Raw genomic sequence first — 24,817 nt, 5'->3', positions numbered from 1 at the left:
TGCAGTTGTGAGGCTCGGGTAGTAGCGCACGTTTGCGCAGGTCAGGGCGACTGTGTGCGGCGTGCGGCCCCGGATGCGGAGGCGGATCAGGCAGACTGGCCGGATCTCGCACTGTTCAGATCTCGCACGACCGGGAGCGCACGGTGAGCACAGGCAGCACAGGCATCGACCCGCTCGTGGGACTGCGGGTCCCGCAGGACCCGGCATGCGACGTCTTCCTGACGGGCACGGTCTTCCTCGACATCATCTTCACCGGCCTGGACAGCGCCCCCGTGCGCGGTACGGAGTCCTGGGCGCGCGGCATGGGATCGAGCCCCGGCGGCGTCGCCAACATGGCCACCGCACTCGCCCGGCTCGGCCTGCGCACCTCGATGGCCGCGGCCTTCGGCGACGACCACTACGGGGAGTACTGCCGGGACGCCCTCGAACAGGGCGAGGGCATCGACCTGTCGATGTCGTACACCGTGCCCGGCTGGCACTCGCCCGTCACCGTCTCCATGGCGTACGAGGGCGAACGCACCATGGTCTCGCACGGCCACGAGGCCCCCGCTCCCGCGAGGGACACCGTCCCCGGCCGGACGTTCCCGCACTGCCCGCCGCGTGCCCGTGCCGCTGTCGCCTCCCTGGTCCCTGGCCGCAGCGAGCCCTGGGTGGCCACCGCTGCACGCAACGGCGCCCTGATCTTCGCCGACGTCGGCTGGGACGAGACCGGCCGCTGGGACCTGGACGCCCTGCCCGACCTCGCACACTGCGCGGCCTTCCTCCCCAACGCAGAGGAAGCGATGCGCTACACCCGGACCGACTGCCCGCGCGCGGCTGCCCACGCCCTGGCCGAGCGGGTGCCCCTCGCCGTGGTCACCCTCGGGGCGGAAGGCGCCTACGCGGTCGACCGGACGACCGGCACCGCCGCCGAAGTGCCCGCCATCGAGGTGGAGGCCCTCGACCCGACGGGGGCGGGCGACGTCTTCGTCGCCGGCTTCGTCACCGGCACGCTGGCGGACTGGCCCCTCGCCGACCGCCTGGCCTTCGCCGGGCTCACCGCGGCACTCTCCGTGCAGGAGTTCGGCGGCTCGCTGTCCGCCCCCGGCTGGTCGGAGATCGCCGCCTGGTGGCAGCAGGTGCACACCCACGCCGAGCAGGACCCGGCGGCCTTGGAGCGGTACGCCTTCCTGGAGGACCTGCTGCCGGCCGCGACCCGCTCCTGGCCGCTGCGCCGCGCCGTACCGACGATCGGCTTCCGGCAATAGGGCAGTAGCACGGGCTTCGAAAATCCCTCGGTGTTGTCAGTGCGGAGTCGTAGGCTTGGTGATCCAGAGGTTGTCGAGCAGCGAGAACCCTGCAACGGGAGGTATGTGCAGGCCCGAGGGCCGGCCCATGACTCAGACACCCACACAGCCGCAGGCGCGTGCCCAGATCAGGATTCCGGCCGCACACCCCATGGTGATGCTCCTGGGATCGGGTGACTCGCTGCTGCGCGTGATCGAAACGGCATTCCCGGCAGTCGACATCCACGTCCGGGGCAACGAAATCAGCGCTATCGGGGATGCATCGGAAGTCACCCTGATCCAGCGCCTGTTCGACGAGATGGTGCTGGTGCTCCGCACCGGTCTGCCGATGACGGAGGACGCAGTGGAACGCTCGATCGCCATGCTCAGGGCGAGCGAGAACGGCGGCGGGGACGGGTCCGAGACCCCCGCTGACGTACTCACCCAGAACATTTTGTCCAGTCGCGGCCGCACCATCCGCCCCAAGACCCTCAACCAGAAGCGGTACGTCGACGCGATCGACAAGCACACGATCGTCTTCAGTATCGGCCCCGCGGGCACCGGCAAGACCTATCTCGCCATGGCGAAGGCGGTCCAGGCGCTCCAGTCCAAGCAGGTCAGCCGGATCATCCTGACCCGGCCCGCCGTCGAGGCGGGAGAGCGGCTCGGCTTCCTGCCCGGCACGCTCTTCGACAAGATCGACCCGTATCTGCGCCCGCTCTACGACGCACTGCACGACATGCTCGACCCCGACTCGATCCCGCGGCTGATGGCGGCGGGCACGATCGAGGTGGCGCCGCTGGCATACATGCGTGGAAGAACCCTGAATGACGCTTTCATCATTCTCGACGAGGCGCAGAACACCAGCGCCGAGCAGATGAAGATGTTCCTGACCCGGCTCGGCTTCGACTCGAAGATCGTCGTCACCGGCGACGTCACCCAGGTCGACCTGCCGAGCGGCACCAAGAGCGGTCTGCGTCAGGTCCAGGACATCCTTGACGGCATCAAGGACGTCCACTTCTCCCGGCTCACCTCCGAGGATGTGGTCCGGCACAAGCTGGTCGGCCGTATCGTCGACGCGTACGAGAAGTACGACAGCCGAGAAAGCCCCAACGGGAAGTAGTCACAGCGCACCATGTCGATCGACGTCAACAACGAGTCCGGAACCGAGGTCGACGAGCAGGCGATCCTCGACATCGCCCGCTACGCACTGGCACGGATGCGCATCCACGCGCTTTCCGAGCTCTCGGTGATCGTGGTGGACAGCGACGCCATGGAGCAGCTCCACATCCAGTGGATGGACCTTCCCGGCCCGACGGATGTCATGTCCTTCCCGATGGACGAGCTGCGTCCGCCGGTCAAGGACGACGAGGAGCCCCCGCAGGGGCTCCTCGGTGACATCGTGCTCTGCCCGGAGGTCGCGAAGCGGCAGGGCGAGGAGGCGGAGACGGGGCACTCCATGGACGAGGAGCTTCAGCTCCTCACCGTCCACGGTGTGCTGCACCTCCTGGGCTACGACCACGAGGAGCCGAACGAGAAGGCCGAGATGTTCGGCCTCCAGGCGGCGATCGTCGACGGCTGGCGCGGTGAGCGCGGGATGACGGGTCCCTCTCCGGCCCCCACCGTCTCGTGAGCATGCCCCTCATTTCCGGTGCCGTCCTGCTGGTCGTCGTCGGCTGGCTCGCGGCCTGCGCCGAGGCGGGCATCGCCCGTACGTCGAGCTTCCGGGCCGCCGAGGCGGTCCGGGCCGGGCGGCGCGGCAGCGCCAAGCTGGAACAGGTCGCGGCCGACCCGACCCGCTATCTCAATGTCGCCCTGCTGGTGCGGGTCGCCTGCGAGATGTCGGCCGGGGTGCTCGTCACGTACGCCTGCCTGAAGGAATTCCCGGAGACCTGGGAGGCGCTGGCCGTGGCGATGGGCGTCATGGTCCTCGTCTCGTACGTCGCCATCGGGGTCTCCCCGCGCACCATCGGACGCCAGCACCCGCTGAACACGGCGACGGCCGCGGCGTACGTCCTGTTGCCGCTGGCCAGGATCATGGGCCCGATCCCGCAACTGCTGATCCTCCTCGGCAACGCGCTGACGCCCGGCAAGGGCTTCCGCAAGGGGCCGTTCGCCAGCGAGGCCGAGCTGCGCGCCATGGTCGACCTGGCCGAGCAGGAATCACTGATCGAGGACGACGAACGCCGCATGGTGCACTCGGTCTTCGAGCTCGGCGACACGCTCGTACGTGAGGTGATGGTGCCGCGCACGGACCTGGTCTGCATCGAGCGCTACAAGACGATCCGCCAGGCACTGACGCTGGCGCTGCGCTCGGGCTTCTCGCGCATCCCGGTGACCGGGGAGAACGAGGACGACATCGTCGGCATCGTGTATCTGAAGGACCTGGTCCGCAAGACGCACATCAACCGGGAGTCTGAGGCCGATCTGGTCTCCACGGCGATGCGCCCTGCCGCGTTCGTGCCGGACACGAAGAACGCCGGTGATCTGCTGCGCGAGATGCAGCAGGACCGCAGCCACGTCGCCGTCGTCATCGACGAGTACGGCGGCACAGCGGGCATCGTCACCATCGAGGACATCCTCGAGGAGATCGTCGGCGAGATCACCGACGAGTACGACCGCGAGCTGCCGCCGGTCCAGGCACTGGAGAACGGCAGCTTCCGGGTCACGGCCAGGCTCGACATCGGCGACCTCGGGGAGCTGTTCGGCCTCGACGAGTACGACGACGAGGACGTCGAGACGGTCGGCGGCCTCCTCGCCAAGGCGCTCGGCCGGGTCCCGATCGCGGGCGCCTCGTCCGTGGTGGACCTTCCCGACGGCCGCAGGCTCCGGCTGACCGCCGAGTCCCCGGCGGGCCGCCGGAACAAGATCGTCACGGTGCTCGCGGAACCGGAGGAGGCGGAGACCCGATGACGCCGCAGGAACTGAGGGCGTTCTGCCTGGAATTCAACGCGAGCGTGGAGGAATTCCCGTTCGGGCCCGAGGCCTCGGTCTTCAAGGTGCTCGGCAAGATGTTCGCGCTCAGCGTGCTGGACGCCCGCCCCCTGACGGTGAATCTGAAGTGCGACCCGGACGACGCGATCCGGCTCCGCGAGGAGCACGCCGCGATCGCTCCGGGCTGGCACATGAACAAGCGCCACTGGAACACCGTGACGGTTTCCGGTCTCCCCGACGGGATGGTCCGCGAGCTGATCGAGGACTCCTACGACCTCGTGGTGGCGGGCCTGCCGAAGTCGGAACGGCTCCGCCTCGACCGTCCCTGACCGGCCGGGCCGCGGTCATGGCCCTGGCCTATGCTCGGGCCATGACCGAGAGCACCGACCCCCAGAGCACCGGACCCGCCGCCGAGGACCGCAAGCTCATCACGCTGGCCCGCTCCACGAGGGCGCGCAACGGAGTGCCCGAGGGCGCCGCCGTCCGTGACGAGACAGGGCGTACGTACGTCGCGGGCACCGTCGACCTCGGCTCGCTGAAGCTCAGCGCCCTGCAGACCGCGGTCGCGATGGCCGTGGCGAGCGGCGCGAAGTCCCTGGAGGCCGCGGCCGTGGTCACCGAGGCCGGGACCGCTGCGGACGCGGACCGTGCGGCGGTACGCGACCTGGGCGGCCCGCAGACCCCGGTACTGCTCGCGGGCCCCGACGGCACACTGCGGCTCACCACTCCGGCCGGCTGACAGCCGTCCCGCCCGTGCGGGCTCCTCGACGGAGCCCGTGCGGGCGGCCGGACAGTAGTGAAACCTCCCCGAGTCCCTGAAGAATCAAGGGACTTTCCCTTGCAATCGCTGCCCCGCTGCGCATCAATGAACAGCAGTTCATCCGGCGGACCGTCAGATTCACCAGGCGGCCGGGTCCGGGGCGCGAGCCGCAGCCCCGTACCGCGTTCGGCCGTCCACCCTCCGTGCGGCGCGCTCCCCGCCCGCGGGCGGTCCGCGCACACCCTCCACGCAGCGCAGACTGTCCGCACCCGCGACGAGCCCCGGCGCAGAGTCGGCGCCGACGGACAGGGCGCGGTCGCCGTCGGCGTGCAGAAGGCGGTCGGCGCCCGGGTCTATCTGCGGGTGAACGGGCCGACCATGCCCGCCCTCACCGTCGACGACCTGTCCGTCGAGCACACCCGGCCGCTGATCCCCGGCACCGGGACGAGCCGGGCCGTCATCTCGTATACCCTCCACAACCGCGGCAACGTCACGCTCAACCCCAAGGTCGCCCTGAAGGCCGAGGGGCTCTTCGGCCGGACGCTCCTCGCCCGCGACCTGAAGAAGATCCCCTCCGAACTACTGCCCCGCCAGAAGGTCCGGCTGACGGAACCCTGGGCCGGCGCGCCCCAACTGGAATGGGGCAGGATCGAGCTCACCGCGGGTGCGCGGGACACCCGCGAGACGGCCGCGGTCTCGTACGTCGCGCTGCCCTGGCCGTTCGCGGCGGTCCTGCTGGTGATCGTCGGAACGGGTACGGGCCTGTGGATACGGGCACGTCGGCGCCGTCCGCAGCCCTCCTGAGGCGTCCGCGACGAGGTCCGCGGCGGCCCGTTGTACGCCGCAGCCGCCGCGATCGGGGAGAATGGGCGCCATGAGCGCTCGTACCCTTGAGAACAACGCCCCCCACCGGGCCGGCTTCGCCTGCTTCGTGGGCCGCCCCAACGCGGGCAAGTCCACCCTCACGAACGCTCTGGTCGGTCAGAAGGTGGCGATCACCTCGAACCGCCCCCAGACCACCCGGCACACGGTGCGCGGCATCGTGCACCGCGAGGACGCGCAGCTGATCCTGGTCGACACCCCCGGCCTCCACAAGCCGCGCACGCTGCTTGGAGAGCGGCTGAACGACGTCGTGCGGACCACCTGGGCCGAGGTCGACGTCATCGGCTTCTGCCTGCCCGCCGACCAGAAGCTGGGCCCCGGCGACAAGTTCATCATCAAGGAACTCGCGGGCATCAAGAAGACGCCGAAGATCGCGATTATCACCAAGACCGACCTGGTCGACTCCAAGACGCTCGCCGAGCAGCTGCTGGCCGTCTCCCGCCTCGGCGAGGAGCTCGGCTTCGAGTGGGCCGAGATCATCCCGGTCTCCGCGGTCAAGGGCGACCAGGTGGAGCTGCTGGCCGACCTGATCGCCCCGCTGCTCCCGGAGAGCCCGCCGCTCTACCCGGAGGGCGACCTCACCGACGAGCCCGAGATGGTCATGGTCGCGGAACTGATCCGCGAGGCCGCGCTGGAAGGCGTACGGGACGAGTTGCCGCACTCGATCGCGGTGGTCGTCGAGGAGATGCTGCCGCGCGAGGACCGGCCGGCGGACAAGCCGCTGCTGGACATCCACGCGAACGTCTACATCGAGCGGCCCAGCCAGAAGGGCATCATCATCGGCCCGCAGGGCAAGCGGCTGAAGGAAGTCGGCACGAAGTCGCGCAAGCACATCGAGGCGCTGCTCGGCACGCCGGTCTACCTTGACCTGCACGTCAAGGTCGCCAAGGACTGGCAGCGCGACCCGAAGCAGCTGCGCAAGCTGGGGTTCTAGTCCCGGGGGACCGGCGGCCGGGGGGCCGACGCAGCCGGTCGAAGCCGCTGAGGCCCCCTGGGGCCGAGGGGTGCGAGGACGGCCGTGGGAGTGGTCCCCGAAGCAGCTGCGCAAGCTGGGGTTCTAGGTTCTAGCGCTACGCGTGTCTCACGCACCCTCCTTGAGGATGCGTGAGATCAGCGTGCGCTGGGCCTCGGTCAGTCCGGGGTCCGCGCAGTGGACGGTCCGGTCGCCGACGGTGATCCGGTAGCGGAAGCCGTCCGGGACGCCGGCCGGAGGCTTGCTCCGGCCGGTGGTGAGTGCGGATTCGGCCAGGGCCTCCCACTCCGCCGCGTCGGGCAGGGCCGCGGTGTCCACCTCGCGGTGGCGTGCGATGCCGGCGAATCCGCCGGTCCGGCTCACCTGAATCCGCATGGGTCCCCTGCCTGGGTTGGTGGTGCGCGACATGTGGTCGTGCCGTGTGGTCGTGCCGTGTGGTCGTGCCGTGTCCTCAAACGCCGGACGGGCTTGAAAGATGCCCTCAATCGCCGGGCGGGCTTAAAGGATGTCCTCAATCGCCGGACGGGCTTGAGGTGGCCGGGAGGGCTGGAAAGGTGCGGTCAAGTACCGTGCGGGCTCAAAAGGATGTCCGCGCCGGATACCGTCACGCGCCGGACGGGCTTGGGTCGGGCGGGCTCGAAAGGGTCGGTACGCCTACCTCCGACCATGCCTTGACCACCGCCTCCGCCTCGTCGCCCGCGCCGAACCGGGTCTTTGCCGCTGTCACGGTCAGCCGGGCGAAGGCCTCGAAGTCGGCGTCCGATGCCAGCTCGCCGCCTGTCAGTACGTCGAACCAGATCCGGCCCGCCCGCTCCCACGCGTTGCCGCCGAGTGCGGTGGCCAGCAGGTAGAACGCGCGGTTGGGGATGCCCGAGTTGAGGTGGACCCCGCCGTTGTCCTCCTCCGTCTCGATGTAGTCGTCCATCGTCGCGGGCTGCGGGTCCTTGCCGAGTACGTCGTCGTCGTACGCCGTGCCCGGAGCCTTCATCGAGCGCAGGGCGACCCCGCTGACCCGGGGCGCGAGCAGTCCCGCGCCGATCAGCCAGTCGGCCTCCTGCGCGCTCTGGCCCAGCGAGTACTGCTTCACCAGCGCGCCGAAGACGTCGGAGACGGACTCGTTGAGTGCGCCCGGCTGGCCCTCGTACACCAGGTTGGCCGTGTACTGCGTCAGCCCGTGCGCCAGCTCGTGGGCGATCACGTCGATGGCGACGGTGAAGTCGAGGAAGATCTCCCCGTCCCCGTCGCCGAACACCATCTGCTCGCCGTCGAAGAACGCGTTGTTGTACTGCTCGTCGTAGTGCACGGAGCCGATGAGCGGCAGTCCGTTGCCGTCGATGGAGCTGTGGCCGTACTCCTTGTGCAGCAGCTCGAACGTGGCGCCGAGCCCCGCGTACGCGCGGTTGACGCTCGCGTCCTGGGTGGGCTCCTCGCCCTCGTCGCGGACCTTGTGACCCGGCAGATCGGTGCCGTGGCGGCAGTCGTACAGAGTGCGGTGCGGTGTTGTGGGGGGAGTGCCGGCGGTGGTCCGGACAGCGGGGACGCCGGCCAGGGCGGTCAGTCGGCGGCGGGCGCGCTTGGCGCCGTCGGCCTCCAGGGTCCGGCGTGCGGGACCGGAGAGGAGGGGGTCGTCCGACTGCGACAGCTTGTCGAGGATCTGGGGCGGCACGATGGTGCAGAAGACGGGGCTGAGCCCGTTGCTGAGTCGAGGCTGCATGACAAAGACTGTGGCACTGCGTGACGCCGCTGTCGCCAGTTGTGAAGATGATTGACGAAATAGAGTGATAGGTCACTGTTCACCCGTTACCGATGGCCCGGTCCCGCATACTGATACGGCACCGGCGCCCCGGGCGCCTCTCGGGTAGTCTCGCCGCATCATGCGTTTCGGGCTGCTCCTTCTTAGCTGCCGCGGCGAGGGTCTGTAGTCGTAGGCCGACCCCCTCCCCGCGGAGTCCGGTGTTGCAGCGACACAGTCGGCCTCCCCCGAGCTCTTGAAGAGCAGGGGGACCCCTCCATGCCGGACTCCGAGGAGCCCTACGCCATGACCGCCGTAAACCCCGTCGAGAACGCAGTCGGCCGGCCCACGCCCGTCACCAACGCCACGCAGCTCCAGAAGCCCTCCGGGATGCCCGTCCACAAGTACGGCCAGTACGACGCCGTGGACATCCCCGACCGCACGTGGCCGGAGCAGCGGATCACCCGCGCGCCCCGCTGGCTGTCCACCGACCTGCGCGACGGCAACCAGGCACTGATCGACCCGATGTCCCCGGCCCGCAAGCGCGAGATGTTCGATCTGCTCGTACGCATGGGCTACAAGGAGATCGAGGTCGGCTTCCCGTCCTCCGGTGACACCGACTTCAACTTCGTGCGCTCCATCATCGAAGAGGGCGCCATCCCCGAGGACGTGACGATCTCCGTCCTGACGCAGGCCCGCGAGGACCTGATCGAGCGCACTGTGGAGTCCCTGCGTGGCGCCCACCGGGCCACTGTGCACCTGTACAACGCCACGGCGCCGACCTTCCGCCGGGTCGTCTTCCGCGGTTCCAAGGACGACATCAAGCAGATTGCCGTCGACGGCACCCGTCTGGTGATGGAGTACGCCGAGAAGATCCTCGGCCCGGAGACGACCTTCGGCTACCAGTACAGCCCGGAGATCTTCACCGACACCGAGCTGGACTTCGCCCTGGAGGTCTGCGAGGCCGTCTGCGACGTCTGGCAGCCGGAGGCGGGCCGGGAGATCATCCTGAACCTGCCCGCCACCGTGGAGCGCTCGACGCCGTCCACGCACGCGGACCGCTTCGAGTGGATGTCGCGCCACCTGACCCGCCGCGAGCACGTCTGCCTGTCGGTCCACCCGCACAACGACCGCGGCACCGCCGTCGCCGCCGCCGAACTGGCGATCATGGCGGGCGCGGACCGGATCGAGGGCTGCCTGTTCGGACAGGGCGAGCGCACCGGCAACGTCGACCTGGTCACGCTGGGCATGAACCTGTTCTCGCAGGGCGTCGACCCGCAGATCGACTTCTCGCAGATCGACGAGATCCGTCGTACGTCCGAGTACTGCAACCAGATGGAGATCCACCCGCGCCACCCCTACGCGGGCGACCTGGTCTACACCGCCTTCTCCGGCTCCCACCAGGACGCCATCAAGAAGGGCTTCGACGCCATGGAGGCCGACGCGGCCGCCCAGGGCAAGACGGTGGACGACATCGAGTGGGCCGTGCCGTACCTGCCGATCGACCCGAAGGACGTCGGCCGCTCGTACGAGGCCGTCATCCGGGTCAACTCGCAGTCCGGCAAGGGCGGAATCGCGTACGTCCTGAAGAACGAGCACAAGCTGGATCTGCCGCGCCGGATGCAGATCGAGTTCTCCCGGATCATTCAGGCCAAGACCGATGCCGAGGGCGGCGAGGTCACGCCGACGCAGATCTGGTCGACGTTCCAGGACGAGTACCTGCCCAACCCCGAGAACGCCTGGGGCCGCGTACAGATCCGCTCCGGCCAGACCACGACCGACACCGACGGCAAGGACACGCTCACCGTCGAGGCGACCGTGGACGGTGCGGACACCGTGCTGACCGGCACCGGGAACGGCCCGATCTCCGCCTTCTTCGAAGCGCTGCAGGCCGTCGGTATCGATGCCCGTCTGCTGGACTACACCGAGCACACGATGAGCGAGGGTGCGAGTGCCCAGGCCGCCTCGTACATCGAGTGCGCGATCGACGGCAAGGTGCTGTGGGGCATCGGTATCGACGCCAACACCACGCGCGCCTCGCTCAAGGCGGTCGTTTCCGCGGTCAACCGCGCGACGCGATAAGGTCCGGCTCCCCTGCGGACGAACGTGCGATAAGCCGCGTAACCTCATGGGTTCAGACCCCCGTTCACCTGCTCAGGGTGGGCGGGGTTCGGCCATCTCCGAGGGTTGTGACATCCGAGATGCTGACGTCGCATCACGGGTGTGGCTAACATCACGTCCAACACGGCAATGTTGCCGGAGCGTTACGGAGGTGTGCGACGTGCGGTCAGCCAAAGGACAACGCGCCATGAGACTGCGTATCTACGGCATCCGCACCGTCTGGGACACCGTCGGTGACGGGGAGTTCTTCTGCCCCGGCTGCGGGGGCGACCGCAACTACCGGCGCCTCTCCGGGCGCCGCCGTTTCGCCGTCCTCGGGGTGCCGCTGCTGCGGCGCGGCAGTGCCGGGCCCGTCGTGGAATGCGCCGTCTGCCGGGAGCACTTCCCGACCGACGCCCTCGACCACCCCACCACCACCCGGTTCTCCGCGATGCTCCGGGATGCCGTGCACACCGTCACCCTGGGTGTCCTCGCGGCGGGTGGTACGGGCTCCCGTACGGTCCTGGACACCGCGGTCGCCACCGTGCGCGACGCCGGGGTCGACGACTGCACCGCGGAAAAGCTCTCCGTCATCGTCGAGGTGCTCGCCGCCGACACCGGGCACGGACCCGGCTCCGACCCGGCGGCGGAGGCGTGCGGGGCGACGCTCGCGATCGAGCTGCACGAGGTGCTGAAGCCGCTCGCCCCTCATCTGGCCACGGCGGGGCGTGAGTCGGTGCTGCTTCAGGGGGCCCGGATCGCGCTGGCGGACGGGCCGTACAGTCCGGCTGAGCGGGAGGTGCTGGCTACGGTGGGCAGTGCGTTGTCGTTGTGCGCGGAGGATACGGCTCGGTTGCTGGCGGCTGCGGCGCGCACGCCTTCCTAGGCGAGAGGTGTCCTCAAGCGCCGGACGGGCTGGAAGGGGTGTCCTCAAGCGCCGGACGGGCTTAAAAGACGTCCTCAATCGCCGGACGGGCTTGATTTGGCCGGACCGGGATTGATTGTGACGGACGAGGATTGATTGTGGCGGGCGGGGCTTGATTTGGCTGGGCCGGGGTTGTTGGTGGCGGGCGGGGCTTGATTTGGCTGGGCCGGGAGTGATTGTGACGGGCGGGGTTGAAAGGACAAGCCCGTCCGGCGATTGAGGGCGAAACGGTGGCTGTACTCCCCGGGGAGTAGTCAGGGGGCCGTGACGCCCGGGGCAGTAGGCGTGAAGTCGGTCCCTCGTGGGATGAGTTGGTCGCTCCCGGCCGGGAGTCTGGAAGGGAGCCAGACACCGTCCAGGAGGGGAGGGCCCGCGTCATGGGGGCCGATAGGGAAATGAGTGGGGCGCGGACGCGGCCGGGAGTGCGGCGGGCGTTGCCGTGGGTGATCGTTGCCTTCTGGGTGGCCCTGATCGCGGTCGCCGGGCCGTTCGCGGGCAAGCTCGGGGACGTACAGCGTGACCGCGCAGTCGACTATCTGCCGGCCAACGCCGACTCCACGCAGGTGGCGAAGATCCAGGACACGCTGCCCGGCGGCGAGTCCACCGATCTCGTCCTCGTCTACCACCGTGACAGCGGGCTGACCCCCGCCGACCGGGCCACGGCGAGTGAACAGACCGCCGCGATCGCCGGCGGCCACGAGCTGAGCGCCGCGCCCCGGGGCGTGCCGTCCGAGGACGGTACGACGCTGATGTACGCGGTCTCCTCGACCGAGCCCGGGCAGGACGAGGAAGTCAGGGCCGTGTTCGTCGGCGAGATCCGCGAGACCGCGAAAGGGAGCGATGGGCTGAGCGTGGAGGTCGGTGGGCCCGGGGCGCTGACCACCGATGCCCAGGAGGTCTACGGCTCGCTCGGCGGGCCGCTGCTCTACACGACCGTCGCCGTCGTCGCGATCCTGCTGATCCTGATCTACCGAAGCCCGTTCCTCTGGCTGGTGCCCCTCGTCGTCGCCGGGATGGCCGACTTCCTGTCGATGGCCGTGGCATACGGACTCAACCGGGGCTTCGACGTCACGGTCAGCGGCCAGAGTTCCGGCGTGATGACCATCCTGGTCTTCGGCGCGGGAACGGACTACGCGCTGCTCATCGTCGCCCGGTACCGCGAGGAACTGAGCCGCTTCACCCGGCCCTACGACGCCATGGCCGCCGCCCTGCGCGGCTGCGGGCCCGCCGTCGTCGCCTCGTCCGGGACCGTCGCCGCCGGGCTGCTCTGCCTGATGGCCGCCGACCTCAACAGCAGCCGCGGCATGGGCCCCATCGCGGCCGTCGGCGTGCTGTGCGCCCTGTTCGCCATGCTGACCCTGCTGCCCGCCCTCCTGGTGGTGCTGGGCCGCCGCGTCTTCTGGCCGATCGTGCCCGCGTACGGGAGCGTGCCCAAGCGGCGCCGTTCGCTGTTCGCCGCGATGGGCAGTTCCGCCGGGCGCAGGCCTGTCGCCGTGCTCGTCTCCGGGGGCGTCCTGCTGGGCGCGCTGTCCCTCGGCGCCTTCGCCCTGCCCGGTGACCTCAAGCAGGAGGACTTCTTCACCAGCAAGCCGGACTCGATCGCGGCCATGGAGACCCTCGGTACCGCCTACCCCGACAGCGGGACCCAGCCGATCACCGTGATCGCGCCCACCGACCGGGCCGACGAGACCCTTGCGGAGGCCCGCGCCACCGAGGGCGTCGTCTCCGTCGAACGCGGTCGCAGCGGCGGCGGCTGGACCGAACTGTCCGTCGTCCCCCGTGACCGGCCCGAGTCGGCGGGGGAGCAGGCCACCATCGAGGCCCTGCGCGGCGCCCTGGACGGCAGCCATGTCGGCGGACCCAGCGCCCAGCAACTGGACCTGGAGGAAACCAACGCCCGCGACCTGAAGATCGTCGTGCCGCTCGTCATCCTCTCCGTCCTGCTGATCCTCGTCGTGCTGCTGCGCAGCCTCCTCGCCCCGCTGATGCTCGTCGCCGCCGTCGTCGCCGTCTGGGGAGCTTCGCTCGGCATCGCCGGACTCGTCTTCGAACCGATCCTCGGGTTCGAGGGCACCGATCCCGGCCTGCCGCTGCTCTCCTTCGTCTTCCTGGTGGCACTCGGCGTCGACTACGGCATCTTCCTGATGCACCGCATGCGGGAGGAATCCCTGTCCGGGGCCGGCCCGACGGAGGCCGCGCTCACCGCGCTGCGGACCACGGGCGCGGTGATCGCCTCCGCCGGACTGGTGCTCGCGGCGACCTTCGGGGTGCTGATGAGCATGCCGATGGTGGCGCTGGCCGAACTGGGCTTCGTCATCGCGGTCGGTGTGCTGCTCGACACCTTCCTGGTCCGTACGTATCTGGTGACCTCGGCGAGCGTGGCCCTGGGACGCAAGGTGTGGTGGCCCGGCGCGCTCAGCCGGAAGCCCCCGGCCGCCGGTCCGGACGCGCCCCGCGAACCGGAACTCGTCGCGACCCGCTGACGGTGTCCGTACCCATGCCGGAGGATGGCAGCGTGTCCGCACCCCGAAGCACGCGCCGCAGCGAGCGCGTCCTGGCCGTCGTCAACCGCGACCCCATGGACGCCCCGCACAAGCTGCGCACCGACGCCCTCATTGCCGGGGGCGCCGGTGCGCTCTCCGTCGTACTCGCCCTCGTCACCGACGACGGTCGGGTCCCCGACGCGCTCGGCTGGGTCCTGCTGGTGGTCAGTGTCCTGCCGCTGGTGTGGCGGCGCAGCAACCCGGTCCTCGTCCTGCTCGCGATGATCCCGGTCCTCATGACGTACCACGGGCTCGACAACGCGCACTCGGCGCCGATGCCGCAGACCTTCATCGCGCTCTACACCGTCGCGGTGACCGGCAGACCGCTGCGCACCATCCTGACCGGCGCGGTCGTGCTCGGCGCCATGGTGTCGGTGGTCAGCAGCATCGACGCCCACCAGGGGCTCGAGCTCCTGCGGATCTCCGGCTGGGTCATCGCCGTGCTGTTCTGCGGCGTCGACGTCCGCTTCTACCGCCAGTACGTCGCCTCGATGGTGGAGCGTGCCGAACGGGCCGAACGCACCCGTGAGGAGGAGGCCGCGCGCCGGGTGGCCGAGGAGCGGCTGCGGATCGCCCGCGATCTGCACGACCTGCTGGCCCACAGCATCACCGTGATCGGCGTGCAGACCTCGGTGGCCTCGCACATCCTGACCGTCGACCCTGACCGCCTGGACCGGGAGGCGGTCGCCAGGTCCCTCGACGACATCGCCGAGACCTGCCGCGAGGCGCGCGCCGAACTGCGCACCACCCTCCAGGTCCTGCGCGCCGGTTCCGGCGAGAGCGACGGTCCGCTGCCGGACCTGGCCGCACTGCCGGGGCTCGTACGGGCGGCCGAGGCGGCCGGGGCGCAGGTGGATCTCTCGGTACGGACCCCGCCGGGCCGGCTCGCCCCGGCGACCGGGGCCGCCGCCTACCGGATCGTGCAGGAGTCCCTGACCAACGCGGTACGGCACGCGGGACCCGGCGTACGGATCACGGTGGCCGTCGCACCGGAGCCCGGCAGCCCCGCGCTGCGGGTCACGGTCACCGACGACGGCGCGGGCCCCCAGGAGGGCGGTGCAGGGCCGAGGTTCGGCATCGTGGGGATGCGCGAGCGGGCGCGCAGCACCGGCGGCACCCTGAGCGTCGGTCCGCGCCCCGGCGGCGGGTTCCAGGTCGCGGCGGTGCTGCCGTTCCAGGAGAGCGCGCCGGCCCCCGCCGAGGGCGCCCCGGCGGTACGGGGGACGGCGCTGTGATCCGGGTCCTGCTCGCCGACGACCAGACGCTCGTAAGGGCCGCCTTCGCGATGCTCGTCGACTCCGACCCAGGGATGACGGTCGTCGGCCAGGCGGGCAACGGCCTGGAAGCGGTCGAACTGGCCCGCAGCGCACGGGCCGACCTCGTCGTCATGGACATCCGGATGCCCGACCTCGACGGCATCGAGGCCACCCGCCGTATCGCCGCCGACGAGGACCTCGCCGCAGTGAAGGTGCTGGTCCTGACGACGTACGACACCGACGAACACGTCGTCGAGGCGCTGCGCGCGGGCGCTTCGGGCTTCCTGGTCAAGGACACCAGACCGGCCGAACTCCTCGCCGCCATCACCACGGTGGCCGCGGGCGAGGCCCTCCTCTCGCCCGGCCCGACGGCCCGGCTGATCGCCCGGGTGCTGAGCGCCCCCACCGCGCCCGCCCCGGGCGTCGTGGCAGGACCGGACTGCCTCACGGACCGGGAACGCCAGGTGCTCGGTCTCGTCGCCCGGGGCCTGAACAACACCGAGATCGCGGAGACCCTGGGCCTCAGCCCGCTCACCGCGAAGACCCATGTGAGCCGGATCATGGGCAAACTGTGCGCCCGGGACCGCGCGCAGCTGGTCATCGTGGCGTACGAGTCCGGGCTCGTCGTGCCGGCCGCCGGCCCCGAAGGCGGCGGAGAACGATGACGGCGACCGGCCGGGACCCCCGGTGGGCGACAATGGACGCATGAGCTTGTTCCGCGACGACGGCGTCGTGCTGCGTACGCAGAAACTGGGCGAGGCCGACCGGATCATCACGATCCTGACCCGCGGCCACGGACGCGTGCGTGCCGTCGCACGCGGCGTCCGACGCACCAAATCCAAATTCGGGGCCAGGCTCGAACCCTTCTCCCACGTCGACGTGCAGTTCTTTGCGCGCGGCAGCGAGCTGGTCGGCCGCGGCCTTCCCCTGTGCACCCAGAGCGAAACGATCGCTCCGTACGGTGGCGGCATCGTCGCCGACTACGGCCGCTACACCGCGGGCACCGCGATGCTGGAGACCGCCGAACGGTTCACCGACCACGAGGGCGAGCCCGCGGTCCAGCAGTACCTGCTGCTCGTGGGCGGGCTGCGCACCCTCTCCCGCGCGGAACACGCGCCCAACCTCATCCTCGACGCGTTCCTGCTGCGTTCCCTCGCCGTGAACGGCTACGCACCCAGCTTCGAGGACTGCGCGAAGTGCGGAATGCCCGGTCCGAACCGGTTCTTCTCCGTCGCGGCGGGCGGCGTCGTATGCGGCGACTGCCGGGTGCCCGGCAGCGTCGTACCCTCAGCTGAGGCCGTCACCCTGCTGAGCGCGCTGCTCACCGGCGACTGGGAGACGGCGGACGCGTGCGAGGCGCGTCATGTCAGGGAAGGGAGCGGACTGGTGTCCGCCTATCTGCACTGGCATCTGGAGCGGGGACTGCGCTCGCTGCGGTACGTAGAGAAGTGACACAGGGAGACGAAGAAGCTCATGGCAGTACGCGGAATCCTCGGCGGCCGTAACCGGCGCACATTCAAGACCCCCGAGCCGCATCCCTCCGGAGCCACACCCCCGAAGATCCCCGGGGAGCTGGTGCCCAAGCACGTAGCCGTCGTGATGGACGGCAACGGCCGCTGGGCCAAGGAGCGGGGACTCCCGCGCACCGAGGGCCACAAGGTCGGCGAGGGCGTCGTCATGGACGTCCTCAAGGGCTGCATCGAGATGAGCGTCAAGAACCTCTCGCTGTACGCCTTCTCCACGGAGAACTGGAAGCGCTCGCCGGACGAGGTGAAGTTCCTGATGAACTTCAACCGGGACGTCATCCGCCGCCGCCGTGACGAGATGGACGAGCTGGGCATCCGCATCCGCTGGGTCGGCCGCATGCCGAAGCTGTGGAAGTCCGTCGTGCAGGAGCTCCAGATCGCCCAGGAGCAGACGAAGGACAACGACAAGATGACGCTGTACTTCTGCGTCAACTACGGCGGCCGGGCCGAGATCGCCGACGCCGCGCAGCGCATCGCGCAGGACGTCGCGGCCGGGAAGCTCGACCCGTCGAAGGTCAACGAGAAGACGTTCGCGAAGTACATCTACTACCCGGACATGCCGGACGTGGACCTCTTCGTACGCCCCAGCGGTGAGCAGCGCACGTCCAACTATCTGATCTGGCAGAGCGCGTACGCGGAGATGGTCTTCCAGGACGTCCTGTGGCCGGACTTCGACCGGCGGGACCTGTGGCGGGCCTGCCTGGAGTACGCCCAGCGCGACCGCCGCTTCGGCGGCGCGGTGGAGGCGGGAACCGCCGAGGGCCCGGCCGTCTGACCCTGTCGCTGCGCTCCCGCCCCATGACACCTGTGGGGCGGGGACGGCAGACTGTGCCCGCGCCGGGTCAGCTCTTCGCGGTGGCCGCGCAGTCCGCGCAGGTCCCGAAGATCTCCACCGTGTGGGCCACGTTCACATAGCCGTGCTGTGCGGCGATCGTCTCCGCCCACTGCTCCACGGCCGGGCCCTCGACCTCGACGGCCTTGCCGCACATCCGGCACACCAGATGGTGGTGGTGGTCGCCGGTCGAGCACCGGCGGTAGACCGCCTCGCCCTCCGCGGTGCGCAGCACGTCGACCTCGCCCGCGTCGGCGAGGGACTGCAGGGTGCGGTAGACCGTGGTCAGCCCGACCGAGTCACCGCGGTGCTTGAGTACGTCGTGCAGCTCCTGGGCGCTGCGGAACTCGGCCACCTCGTCGAGCGCCGCCGCGACCGCCGCCCGCTGCCGGGTCGACCGGCCGCGTACCGGCGCTGCGTTCGTGCCACTGATCGGCGCCGTCACAGCTGCCTCCTCGTGTCGCCCGTCCATGTGTCGGGCCATTGTGCCAGCCCGCCCCGGGCCCACGGTCACACCCGCACGTCGTCCGGCTCCCGGGGGCCGGGCGGGACAGCGGTCTTCCCTTCAAGGGTGCACGCCCGGTCCGCCTCGGCCACCCGGGCCCGGCGCCGTGCCAGCGGCGCGGCGAGCGCGGTGAGGACGATGAACACGGCGATGGCCAGGAGCACGATCGTCGCGCCGGGCGGGACGTCCCGGTAGTACGAGGTCACCGTGCCGGCCAGCGTGACCGCCGTACCGATGACCACCGCGAGGACGAACGTCACCTTGAAGGACTTCGAGATCTGCTGCGCCGCCGCCACCGGCACGACCATGAGCGCGCTGACGAGCAGCAGCCCGACGACCCGCATCGCGACGGTGACCGTCACGGCCGCCGTCACCGCGACCAGGAGGTTCAGCACGCGCACCGGCAGCCCGGTGACCCGGGCGAATTCCTCGTCCTGGCTGACCGCGAACAACTGCCGCCGCAGCCCGAGCGTCACCAGCACCACGAAGGCGGCGAGCACACAGATCGCGGTGACGTCCTCCTCGGAGACCGTCGACAGCGAGCCGAAGAGGTACGAGGTGAGGTTGGCGTTGGACCCGGTGTCGGAGATGTTGATCAGCAGGACACCGCCCGCCATACCGCCGTAGAAGAGCATGGCCAGCGCGAGGTCGCCGCGGGTGTGCCCGTACCAGCGGATCAGTTCCATGACGATCGCGCCCGCGACGGCGACGGCCGTGGCCATCCACACGGGGCTGGTGGAGAGCAGGAAGCCGAGGCCGACACCGGTCATCGCGATGTGCCCGATGCCGTCGCCCATCAGGGCCTGACGGCGCTGCACCAGGAAGATGCCGATGGCCGGGGCGGTGATGCCGACGAGCACGGCGGCGATGAGGGCGCGCTGCATGAAGGCGGGTTCGAGGAATTCCATCGTGATCAGCTCAGCAGTCCGGTCCGTACGGGCTCGGAAGCCGCGTGGGGGTGTACGTGGTCGTGGCCGGGCAGCGCGTGCTGGCCGAGTGCCTCGGGGGGCGGGCCGTCGTGCATCACGCAGCCGTCGCGCAGCACGATCGCGCGGTCGATCAGCGGCTCCAGCGGGCCGAGCTCGTGCAGGACGAGCAGGACGGATGCGCCGGCCGCGACCTGTTCGCGCAGCGTGCGGGCCAGGATCCCCTGGCTGGCCAGGTCGACGCCCGCCATCGGCTCGTCCATGATCAGCAGCTCGGGTTCGGCGGCGAGCGCCCGCGCGATCAGCACCCGCTGGTGCTGCCCGCCCGAGAGCGCGCTCACGGAGTCCTTGGCCCTGTCTGTCAGGCCGACGAGTTCGATGGCCCGGCCGACGGCCTCCCGGTCCGCCTTGCGGGGCAGCCTCAGCTTCGTACGGGACAGCCGCCCGGAGGCGACGACCTCGCGGACCGTGGCGGGGACGCCGCCGGCCGCCGTCGTGCGCTGCGGTACGTAGCCGATGCGGGCCCACTGGCGGAAGCGGCGCAGCTCGGTGCCGAAGAGTTCGACGGTGCCTCCGGTCAGCGGGACCTGCCCGATGACGGAGCGCACGGCCGTGGACTTGCCCGAACCGTTGGCGCCGAGAAGGGCCACGACCTCACCGCGGTGCACGGTGACGTCGACCCCACGCAGCACGGGACGCCCGCCGAGCGCGGCCGTGGCGCCGCGCAGGCGGATCACGGGGTCGGGGGTGGTGCTCTCGGGCTGCGGCATGAACGCCTCCGATGCTGCTGAGGACGGAACGGGTGTTACGTCGGTCACTTCGCGCCGAGTGCCTTCTGGAGCGCGGCGAGGTTGGACTCCATGACCTCGATGTAGTCAGCGCCCTTGGACTGCTTCGTGATTCCCTCGAGCGGGTCCAGGACGTCCGTCTTCAGGCCGGTGTCCTCGGCGACGGTCTTCGCGGTCTTGTCGCTGGCGAGCGTCTCGAAGAACACGGTGGTGGCCTTGTTCTTCTTCGCGACGGTGTGGATCTCGTTGATCCGGGCCGGGCTGGGCTCGGCCTCGGGGTCGATGCCGGCGATGCCCTCCTGGGTCAGGCCGTAGCGCTCGGCGAGGTATCCGAAGGCGGAGTGCGTGGTGATGAACGTCTTGGTCGCGGTGTCCTTCAGGCCCGTCTCGAAGGCCGTGTTCAGCGCGTCCAACCTGTTGACCAGGGCGTCCGTGTTCTTGGCGTAGTCCGCGGCGTGGTCCGGGTCGGCCTTCTCCAGGGACTTGCCGACACCCTTGGCGACCTCCGCGTACTTCACGGGGTCCAGCCAGATGTGCGGGTCGGCGCCCGCTTCCTCGCCCTCGTGCTCGTGGCCGTGCTCGTCGCCACCGACCTCGGAGCCGTGGTCCTCCAGCGTGGTGAGCGTCGCTGCGTCGACCGTGTTCTCGACCCCGGCCTGGGTGACCGCGTCGTCGACGGCCGGCTGGATGCCCTTGAGGTAGAGGATGTAGTCCGCGTCGCCGAGACCACCGATCTGCCGCGGGGTGAGCTCCAGGTCGTGCGGCTCGACGCCCGGCTTGGTGAGGCTCTCGACGGAGACGTGGTCCCCGCCTATCTCCTCGGCCAGGAACTGCATCGGGTAGAAGGACGTGACCACGTTCAGCTTGTCGCCGTTCTTGCGGTCGGCGGCGTCGGACGCGGAGCAGGCGGAGAGGGCGGTGAGGCCGAGGACGACTGCTCCGGCGACGGCGGCGGTGGGTATGTGGCGACGTACGTTCATGACAGTCATTTTCAACAATTGTGGAAACGATTGTCAACAAGGCGGATGAGATGCTCACCACGCAGCGAGCAGATCGCCCGGCCTCCCCGCCGATTTGATCCAAGGGGTGCGCCCGCCGGTAATCTGAGTCATTCGCCCGCCCGTCTCCCGACCTCCATCCCCCCACCGAGGCGCTTCGCGCCGCTCCTGTCCAATTTCGCCGTCGTAATGAAGAGAGCACCGTGGCCGCCGACAAGATCGACACCATCGTCAGCCTGAGCAAGCGCCGTGGCTTCGTCTACCCCTGCAGTGAGATCTACGGTGGCTCCAAGGCCGCCTGGGACTACGGGCCGCTGGGTGTCGAGCTCAAGGAGAACATCAAGCGTCAGTGGTGGCGCTCCATGGTCACCGCGCGCGAGGACATCGTCGGTCTCGACTCGTCGGTGATCCTGGCCTCCGAGGTCTGGGAGGCGTCCGGTCACCTGGCGACCTTCTCGGACCCGCTGACCGAGTGCACCTCCTGCCACAAGCGTTACCGCGCGGACCACCTGGAGGAGGGCTACGAGGCCAAGCACGGCCGCCCGCCCGCCAACGGTCTCGCCGACATCAACTGCCCGAACTGCGGCAACAAGGGCCAGTTCACCGAGCCCAAGCAGTTCTCCGGCATGCTGCAGACGCACCTCGGCCCGACCCAGGACGCCGGTTCGGCCGCGTACCTGCGTCCCGAGACCGCCCAGGGCATCTTCACCAACTTCGCCCAGGTGCAGCAGACTTCGCGTAAGAAGCCGCCGTTCGGCATCGCGCAGATCGGCAAGTCCTTCCGGAACGAGATCACTCCGGGCAACTTCATCTTCCGCACCCGCGAGTTCGAGCAGATGGAGATGGAGTTCTTCGTCAAGCCGGGCGAGGACGAGGAGTGGCAGCAGTACTGGATGGACCAGCGCTGGAGCTGGTACACGGGCCTCGGCCTGCGCGAGGAGAACATGCGCTGGTTCGACCACCCCAAGGACAAGCTGTCGCACTACTCGAAGCGCACCGCCGACATCGAGTACCGCTTCAACTTCGGTGGCAACGAGTTCTCCGAGCTCGAAGGCGTGGCCAACCGCACCGACTACGACCTCAAGGCGCACTCCAAGGCCTCGGGTCACGACCTCACGTACTTCGACCAGGAGGCCGGCGAGCGCTGGACTCCGTACGTCATCGAGCCGGCGGCCGGTGTCAACCGCGCCATGCTCGCCTTCATGCTCGACGCGTACATCGAGGACGAGGCGCCGAACGCCAAGGGCGTCATGGAGAAGCGCACCGTGATGCGCCTCGACCCGCGCCTGGCGCCGGTCAAGGTCGCGGTCCTGCCGCTGTCCCGCAACCCGCAGCTGTCGCCGAAGGCCAAGGGTCTGGCGACCGACCTGCGCAAGAACTGGAACATCGAGTTCGACGACGCGGGCGCCATCGGCCGCCGCTACCGCCGCCAGGACGAGATCGGTACGCCGTTCTGCGTCACCGTCGACTTCGACACCCTCGATGACGACGCGGTGACCGTGCGCGAGCGCGACACCATGAAGCAGGAGCGCGTCTCCCTGGACCAGATCCAGGCGTACCTGGGTGCCCGGCTGCTCGGCTGCTGACATTTGGTACGTATGCACAGGCGAAGCCCCTGGTTCCTTGCACGGGACCGGGGGCTTCGTTGCACACTGGGCGCACCCGTCCACAGGAGGCCCAGGATGCCGTCCATGACCACCAGCAAGGTCAGCAGATGGGACGGCCACGGCCGTGAGCACATAGTCCACGTCAGCAAGTCGGGGATGCAGCGTCAGCTGAGCTGCGAGACCTGCGGCTGGCGCAAGAGCGCACAGTTCCTGCCGTGGCTGAAGGCCCAGGAACACCTCGCGGAGGCCCACCAGGCGACCGTGGACCCGACCGCCTGAAAAGTGGGTGCCGGGGCCATCGGAGCCGGGGTACCGTTTCCGGCATGTCTTCGTTCTTCCAGATCTACGAGTGAGAGCGCGGCGGGACTGACCACCCGTCGCCCATCGGATCGATCCCCGATCACTTCAGACTCACTTCTCACCACGAATGGGAGAACCCCGTGGCAAAGAGCCGTAACAACCTCCTCGGTGTGGGCGGACAGCGCAAGAAGCTGTCCCGCGCCGAACAGCAGGCCGCCGGTCCCTCGCGCAACGCCGACCGCCAGACCGCCGAGGAGAAGAAGCAGGAGCTGGTGCGCAAGATGCGTGAGCGCGCGCAGGCCTCCGCCGCCTCCTCGGACGACTCCGCGGACCAGGACGCGCCGGCCCAGAGCTGACGCCTCCGCCTCACCCGTACGACCGTGGGCCCGGATCACCTCGTGTGATCCGGGCCCACACCCGTGTCCGGGCTCAGCCGACCGCGCGCGGCAGCCGCAGACCCAGCAGCGTGGTGGTGCCACCGCCGCCAGCTGCACCAGCAGCGTCACGATCTGGGCTCGGCACGAGGTCGTCGGCCCCGGCGGGACGACCAAGCACCAAGCTCTTCCGCAACGACCGGGTGAGCCTCGTGCGGGTCGAGCACACCAATCTGTGGCTCGGGTCCCCGAACGGCCCCGCATGGTGGTCTACGTCCCCGTCGACGCCGCCTCCCGCGAGGCGCTGGAGCGTCTGCACGCCCTCGCGCTCGCCGAGAGCTGACCGGTGCGGACGCCCGCCCTGCGGTCCTGGCCGCCGGTGGCACTTTCGCGGTACGCGACAATGGGTGGATGACCACGCTCGCCCCCGCGCCCCCGCTGCTCCGGATCGGCCCGCACACTGTGCAGCCGCCCGTGGTGCTCGCCCCCATGGCCGGCATCACCAACGCCCCCTTCCGCACCCTGTGCCGGGAGTTCTCCGGGGGCAAGGGGCTGTTCGTCAGCGAGATGATCACGACGCGGGCGCTGGTCGAGCGCAACGAGAAGACCATGCAGCTCGTCCACTTCGACGCGAGCGAGACCCCGCGCTCCATCCAGCTGTACGGAGTGGACCCGGTCACCGTCGGCAAGGCGGTCCGCATGATCGTCGACGAGAACCTCGCCGACCACATCGACCTGAACTTCGGCTGCCCGGTCCCCAAGGTCACCCGCAAGGGCGGCGGCTCCGCGCTCCCGTACAAGCGGCCGCTGCTGCGCGCGATCCTCAACCAGGCGGTCTCCAACGCCGGTGACATCCCGGTCACCATCAAGATGCGCAAGGGCATCGACGACGACCACATCACGTTCCTGGACGCGGGCCGGATCGCCGTCGAGGAGGGCGTGACGGCCGTCGCCCTGCACGGCAGGACCGCGGCCCAGCACTACGGCGGCACGGCCGACTGGGACGCCATCGCCCGCCTCAAGGAGCACGTCCCGGAGATCCCCGTCCTCGGCAACGGCGACATCTGGTGCGCGGACGACGCCCTGCGCATGATGCGTGAGACCGGCTGTGACGGCGTGGTGGTCGGCCGGGGCTGCCTGGGCCGCCCCTGGCTCTTCGGCGACCTTGTGAGCGCCTTCGAGGGCACGGAGACGCGACGGGCGCCCGGCCTCCGTGAGGTCGCGGACGTGATGGTGCGGCACGCGACGCTGCTGGGGGAGTGGATCGGCGACGAGACCCGTGGCGTGATCGACTTCCGTAAGCACGTGGCCTGGTACCTCAAGGGCTTCGCGGTGGGCTCCGAGATGCGCAAGAAGCTCGCCATCACCTCCTCGCTGGAGGAGCTCGACGGTCAGCTGCACGAACTGGACCTGGACCAGCCGTGGCCGGACGGCGCGGACGGGCCGCGCGGGCGCACCTCGGGCAACAACCGGGTGGTGCTGCCGGACGGCTGGCTGAAGGACCCCTACGACTGCGCCGGAGTGAGCGCGGAGGCGGAGCTCGACACCTCGGGCGGCTGAGCCTTCCCGGTCGGCCTTCCAGCCTCTGGAG

General features: G+C 69.8%; 24 protein-coding genes and 1 pseudogene. 19 read left to right on the top strand and 6 right to left on the bottom strand.

Annotation, left to right across the window (positions count from 1 at the left end):
• Positions 1-143: 143 nt before the first annotated feature.
• From ACFT7S_RS21150 to era, 8 genes and pseudogenes are all read left to right on the top strand, one after another.
• Entirely contained in the window at positions 144-1,247 is a 1,104-nt protein-coding gene (locus ACFT7S_RS21150) for a carbohydrate kinase family protein (protein ID WP_382734094.1), read from the top strand.
• 127 nt (positions 1,248-1,374) lie between these two features.
• Entirely contained in the window at positions 1,375-2,388 is a 1,014-nt protein-coding gene (locus ACFT7S_RS21145) for a PhoH family protein (protein WP_382734092.1), read from the top strand.
• A gap of 12 nt (positions 2,389-2,400) precedes the next feature.
• Positions 2,401-2,898: an rRNA maturation RNase YbeY gene (ybeY, locus tag ACFT7S_RS21140; RefSeq protein ID WP_382734090.1), complete on the top strand. Its 498-nt coding sequence runs from the start codon at positions 2,401-2,403 to the stop codon at positions 2,896-2,898.
• The gene (locus tag ACFT7S_RS21135; RefSeq protein ID WP_382734088.1) at positions 2,895-4,178 is read left to right on the top strand and encodes a hemolysin family protein; all 1,284 of its coding nucleotides are present in this window, start codon (positions 2,895-2,897) and stop codon (positions 4,176-4,178) included. The genes ybeY and ACFT7S_RS21135 overlap by 4 nt, the downstream gene beginning before the upstream one ends.
• Positions 4,175-4,528, top strand: coding sequence for an MmcQ/YjbR family DNA-binding protein (locus tag ACFT7S_RS21130; RefSeq protein ID WP_382734085.1), 354 nt, complete (start codon positions 4,175-4,177; stop codon positions 4,526-4,528). Before ACFT7S_RS21135 ends, ACFT7S_RS21130 begins: the two co-directional genes overlap by 4 nt.
• 41 nt (positions 4,529-4,569) lie before the next feature.
• A complete protein-coding gene (locus ACFT7S_RS21125; RefSeq protein ID WP_382734082.1) occupies positions 4,570-4,938 on the top strand; it encodes a cytidine deaminase in 369 nt (122 codons plus the stop codon).
• Positions 4,939-5,247: 309 nt separating this feature from the next.
• A pseudogene (locus tag ACFT7S_RS21120) lies at positions 5,248-5,763 on the top strand (DUF916 domain-containing protein); the annotation flags it as partial.
• 61 nt (positions 5,764-5,824) lie between these two features.
• On the top strand, positions 5,825-6,775 hold the full coding sequence (gene era, locus ACFT7S_RS21115) for a GTPase Era (RefSeq protein ID WP_382734080.1): 951 nt from the start codon (positions 5,825-5,827) through the stop codon (positions 6,773-6,775).
• Positions 6,776-6,922: 147 nt separating this feature from the next.
• On the opposite strand, the gene ACFT7S_RS21110 is transcribed toward era, so the two are convergent.
• Both ACFT7S_RS21110 and ACFT7S_RS21105 read right to left on the bottom strand, forming a co-directional pair.
• Positions 6,923-7,189, bottom strand: coding sequence for a protealysin inhibitor emfourin (locus tag ACFT7S_RS21110; RefSeq protein WP_382734078.1), 267 nt, complete (start codon positions 7,187-7,189; stop codon positions 6,923-6,925).
• A gap of 229 nt (positions 7,190-7,418) precedes the next feature.
• Entirely contained in the window at positions 7,419-8,528 is a 1,110-nt protein-coding gene (locus ACFT7S_RS21105; protein WP_382734075.1) for a M4 family metallopeptidase, read from the bottom strand.
• A gap of 324 nt (positions 8,529-8,852) precedes the next feature.
• Here ACFT7S_RS21105 and leuA point away from each other — a divergent pair, with 324 nt between their 5' ends.
• From leuA to ACFT7S_RS21070, 7 genes are all read left to right on the top strand, one after another.
• Positions 8,853-10,628, top strand: a complete 1,776-nt coding sequence (gene leuA / locus ACFT7S_RS21100) for a 2-isopropylmalate synthase (protein WP_382734073.1) — start codon at positions 8,853-8,855, stop codon at positions 10,626-10,628.
• Positions 10,629-10,854: 226 nt separating this feature from the next.
• The gene (locus tag ACFT7S_RS21095; RefSeq protein WP_382734071.1) at positions 10,855-11,532 is read left to right on the top strand and encodes a TerB family tellurite resistance protein; all 678 of its coding nucleotides are present in this window, start codon (positions 10,855-10,857) and stop codon (positions 11,530-11,532) included.
• Between the two features lie 434 nt (positions 11,533-11,966).
• Positions 11,967-14,054 carry an MMPL family transporter gene (locus ACFT7S_RS21090; RefSeq protein WP_382734068.1) on the top strand — a complete coding sequence of 696 codons (2,088 nt, stop codon included), beginning with the start codon at positions 11,967-11,969 and terminating at the stop codon, positions 14,052-14,054.
• A 14-nt stretch (positions 14,055-14,068) separates the two neighbouring features.
• Positions 14,069-15,349 (top strand): sensor histidine kinase, encoded by a 1,281-nt coding sequence (locus ACFT7S_RS21085; RefSeq protein WP_382734065.1) that lies wholly within the window; start codon positions 14,069-14,071, stop codon positions 15,347-15,349.
• A complete protein-coding gene (locus ACFT7S_RS21080; protein WP_382734062.1) occupies positions 15,346-16,035 on the top strand; it encodes a response regulator in 690 nt (229 codons plus the stop codon). Before ACFT7S_RS21085 ends, ACFT7S_RS21080 begins: the two co-directional genes overlap by 4 nt.
• A 40-nt stretch (positions 16,036-16,075) precedes the next feature.
• On the top strand, positions 16,076-16,822 hold the full coding sequence (gene recO, locus ACFT7S_RS21075; RefSeq protein ID WP_382734059.1) for a DNA repair protein RecO: 747 nt from the start codon (positions 16,076-16,078) through the stop codon (positions 16,820-16,822).
• Between the two features lie 21 nt (positions 16,823-16,843).
• Positions 16,844-17,671 carry an isoprenyl transferase gene (locus ACFT7S_RS21070; RefSeq protein ID WP_382734057.1) on the top strand — a complete coding sequence of 276 codons (828 nt, stop codon included), beginning with the start codon at positions 16,844-16,846 and terminating at the stop codon, positions 17,669-17,671.
• 67 nt (positions 17,672-17,738) lie between these two features.
• On the opposite strand, the gene ACFT7S_RS21065 is transcribed toward ACFT7S_RS21070, so the two are convergent.
• The 4 genes from ACFT7S_RS21065 to ACFT7S_RS21050 form a co-directional block, all read right to left on the bottom strand.
• On the bottom strand, positions 17,739-18,173 hold the full coding sequence (locus ACFT7S_RS21065; RefSeq protein ID WP_382734055.1) for a Fur family transcriptional regulator: 435 nt from the start codon (positions 18,171-18,173) through the stop codon (positions 17,739-17,741).
• 65 nt (positions 18,174-18,238) lie between these two features.
• The gene (locus tag ACFT7S_RS21060) at positions 18,239-19,141 is read right to left on the bottom strand and encodes a metal ABC transporter permease (protein WP_382734053.1); all 903 of its coding nucleotides are present in this window, start codon (positions 19,139-19,141) and stop codon (positions 18,239-18,241) included.
• Positions 19,142-19,146: 5 nt separating this feature from the next.
• Entirely contained in the window at positions 19,147-19,929 is a 783-nt protein-coding gene (locus tag ACFT7S_RS21055) for a metal ABC transporter ATP-binding protein (protein WP_382734051.1), read from the bottom strand.
• A gap of 44 nt (positions 19,930-19,973) precedes the next feature.
• Complete coding sequence (locus ACFT7S_RS21050; protein ID WP_382734048.1) at positions 19,974-20,927, bottom strand: metal ABC transporter substrate-binding protein; 954 nt, start codon at positions 20,925-20,927, stop codon at positions 19,974-19,976.
• 221 nt (positions 20,928-21,148) lie between these two features.
• Here ACFT7S_RS21050 and ACFT7S_RS21045 point away from each other — a divergent pair, with 221 nt between their 5' ends.
• The 4 genes from ACFT7S_RS21045 (at position 21,149) to dusB (ending at position 24,786) form a co-directional block, all read left to right on the top strand.
• Positions 21,149-22,531 (top strand): glycine--tRNA ligase, encoded by a 1,383-nt coding sequence (locus ACFT7S_RS21045; RefSeq protein WP_382734047.1) that lies wholly within the window; start codon positions 21,149-21,151, stop codon positions 22,529-22,531.
• A gap of 96 nt (positions 22,532-22,627) precedes the next feature.
• A complete protein-coding gene (locus ACFT7S_RS21040) occupies positions 22,628-22,831 on the top strand; it encodes a hypothetical protein (RefSeq protein WP_382734044.1) in 204 nt (67 codons plus the stop codon).
• A 161-nt stretch (positions 22,832-22,992) separates the two neighbouring features.
• A complete protein-coding gene (locus ACFT7S_RS21035) occupies positions 22,993-23,208 on the top strand; it encodes a DUF6243 family protein (RefSeq protein WP_382734041.1) in 216 nt (71 codons plus the stop codon).
• A gap of 429 nt (positions 23,209-23,637) precedes the next feature.
• Entirely contained in the window at positions 23,638-24,786 is a 1,149-nt protein-coding gene (gene dusB, locus ACFT7S_RS21030; protein ID WP_382734038.1) for a tRNA dihydrouridine synthase DusB, read from the top strand.
• The last annotated feature ends 31 nt before the right edge of the window (positions 24,787-24,817 follow it).

It is taken from the genome of Streptomyces sp. NPDC057136, assembly GCF_042670885.1.
Classification (GTDB): Bacteria; Actinomycetota; Actinomycetes; order Streptomycetales; family Streptomycetaceae; genus Streptomyces.
Note: the sequence above shows the minus strand (reverse complement) of the source record. Positions and strands in the feature narration are given on the sequence as shown.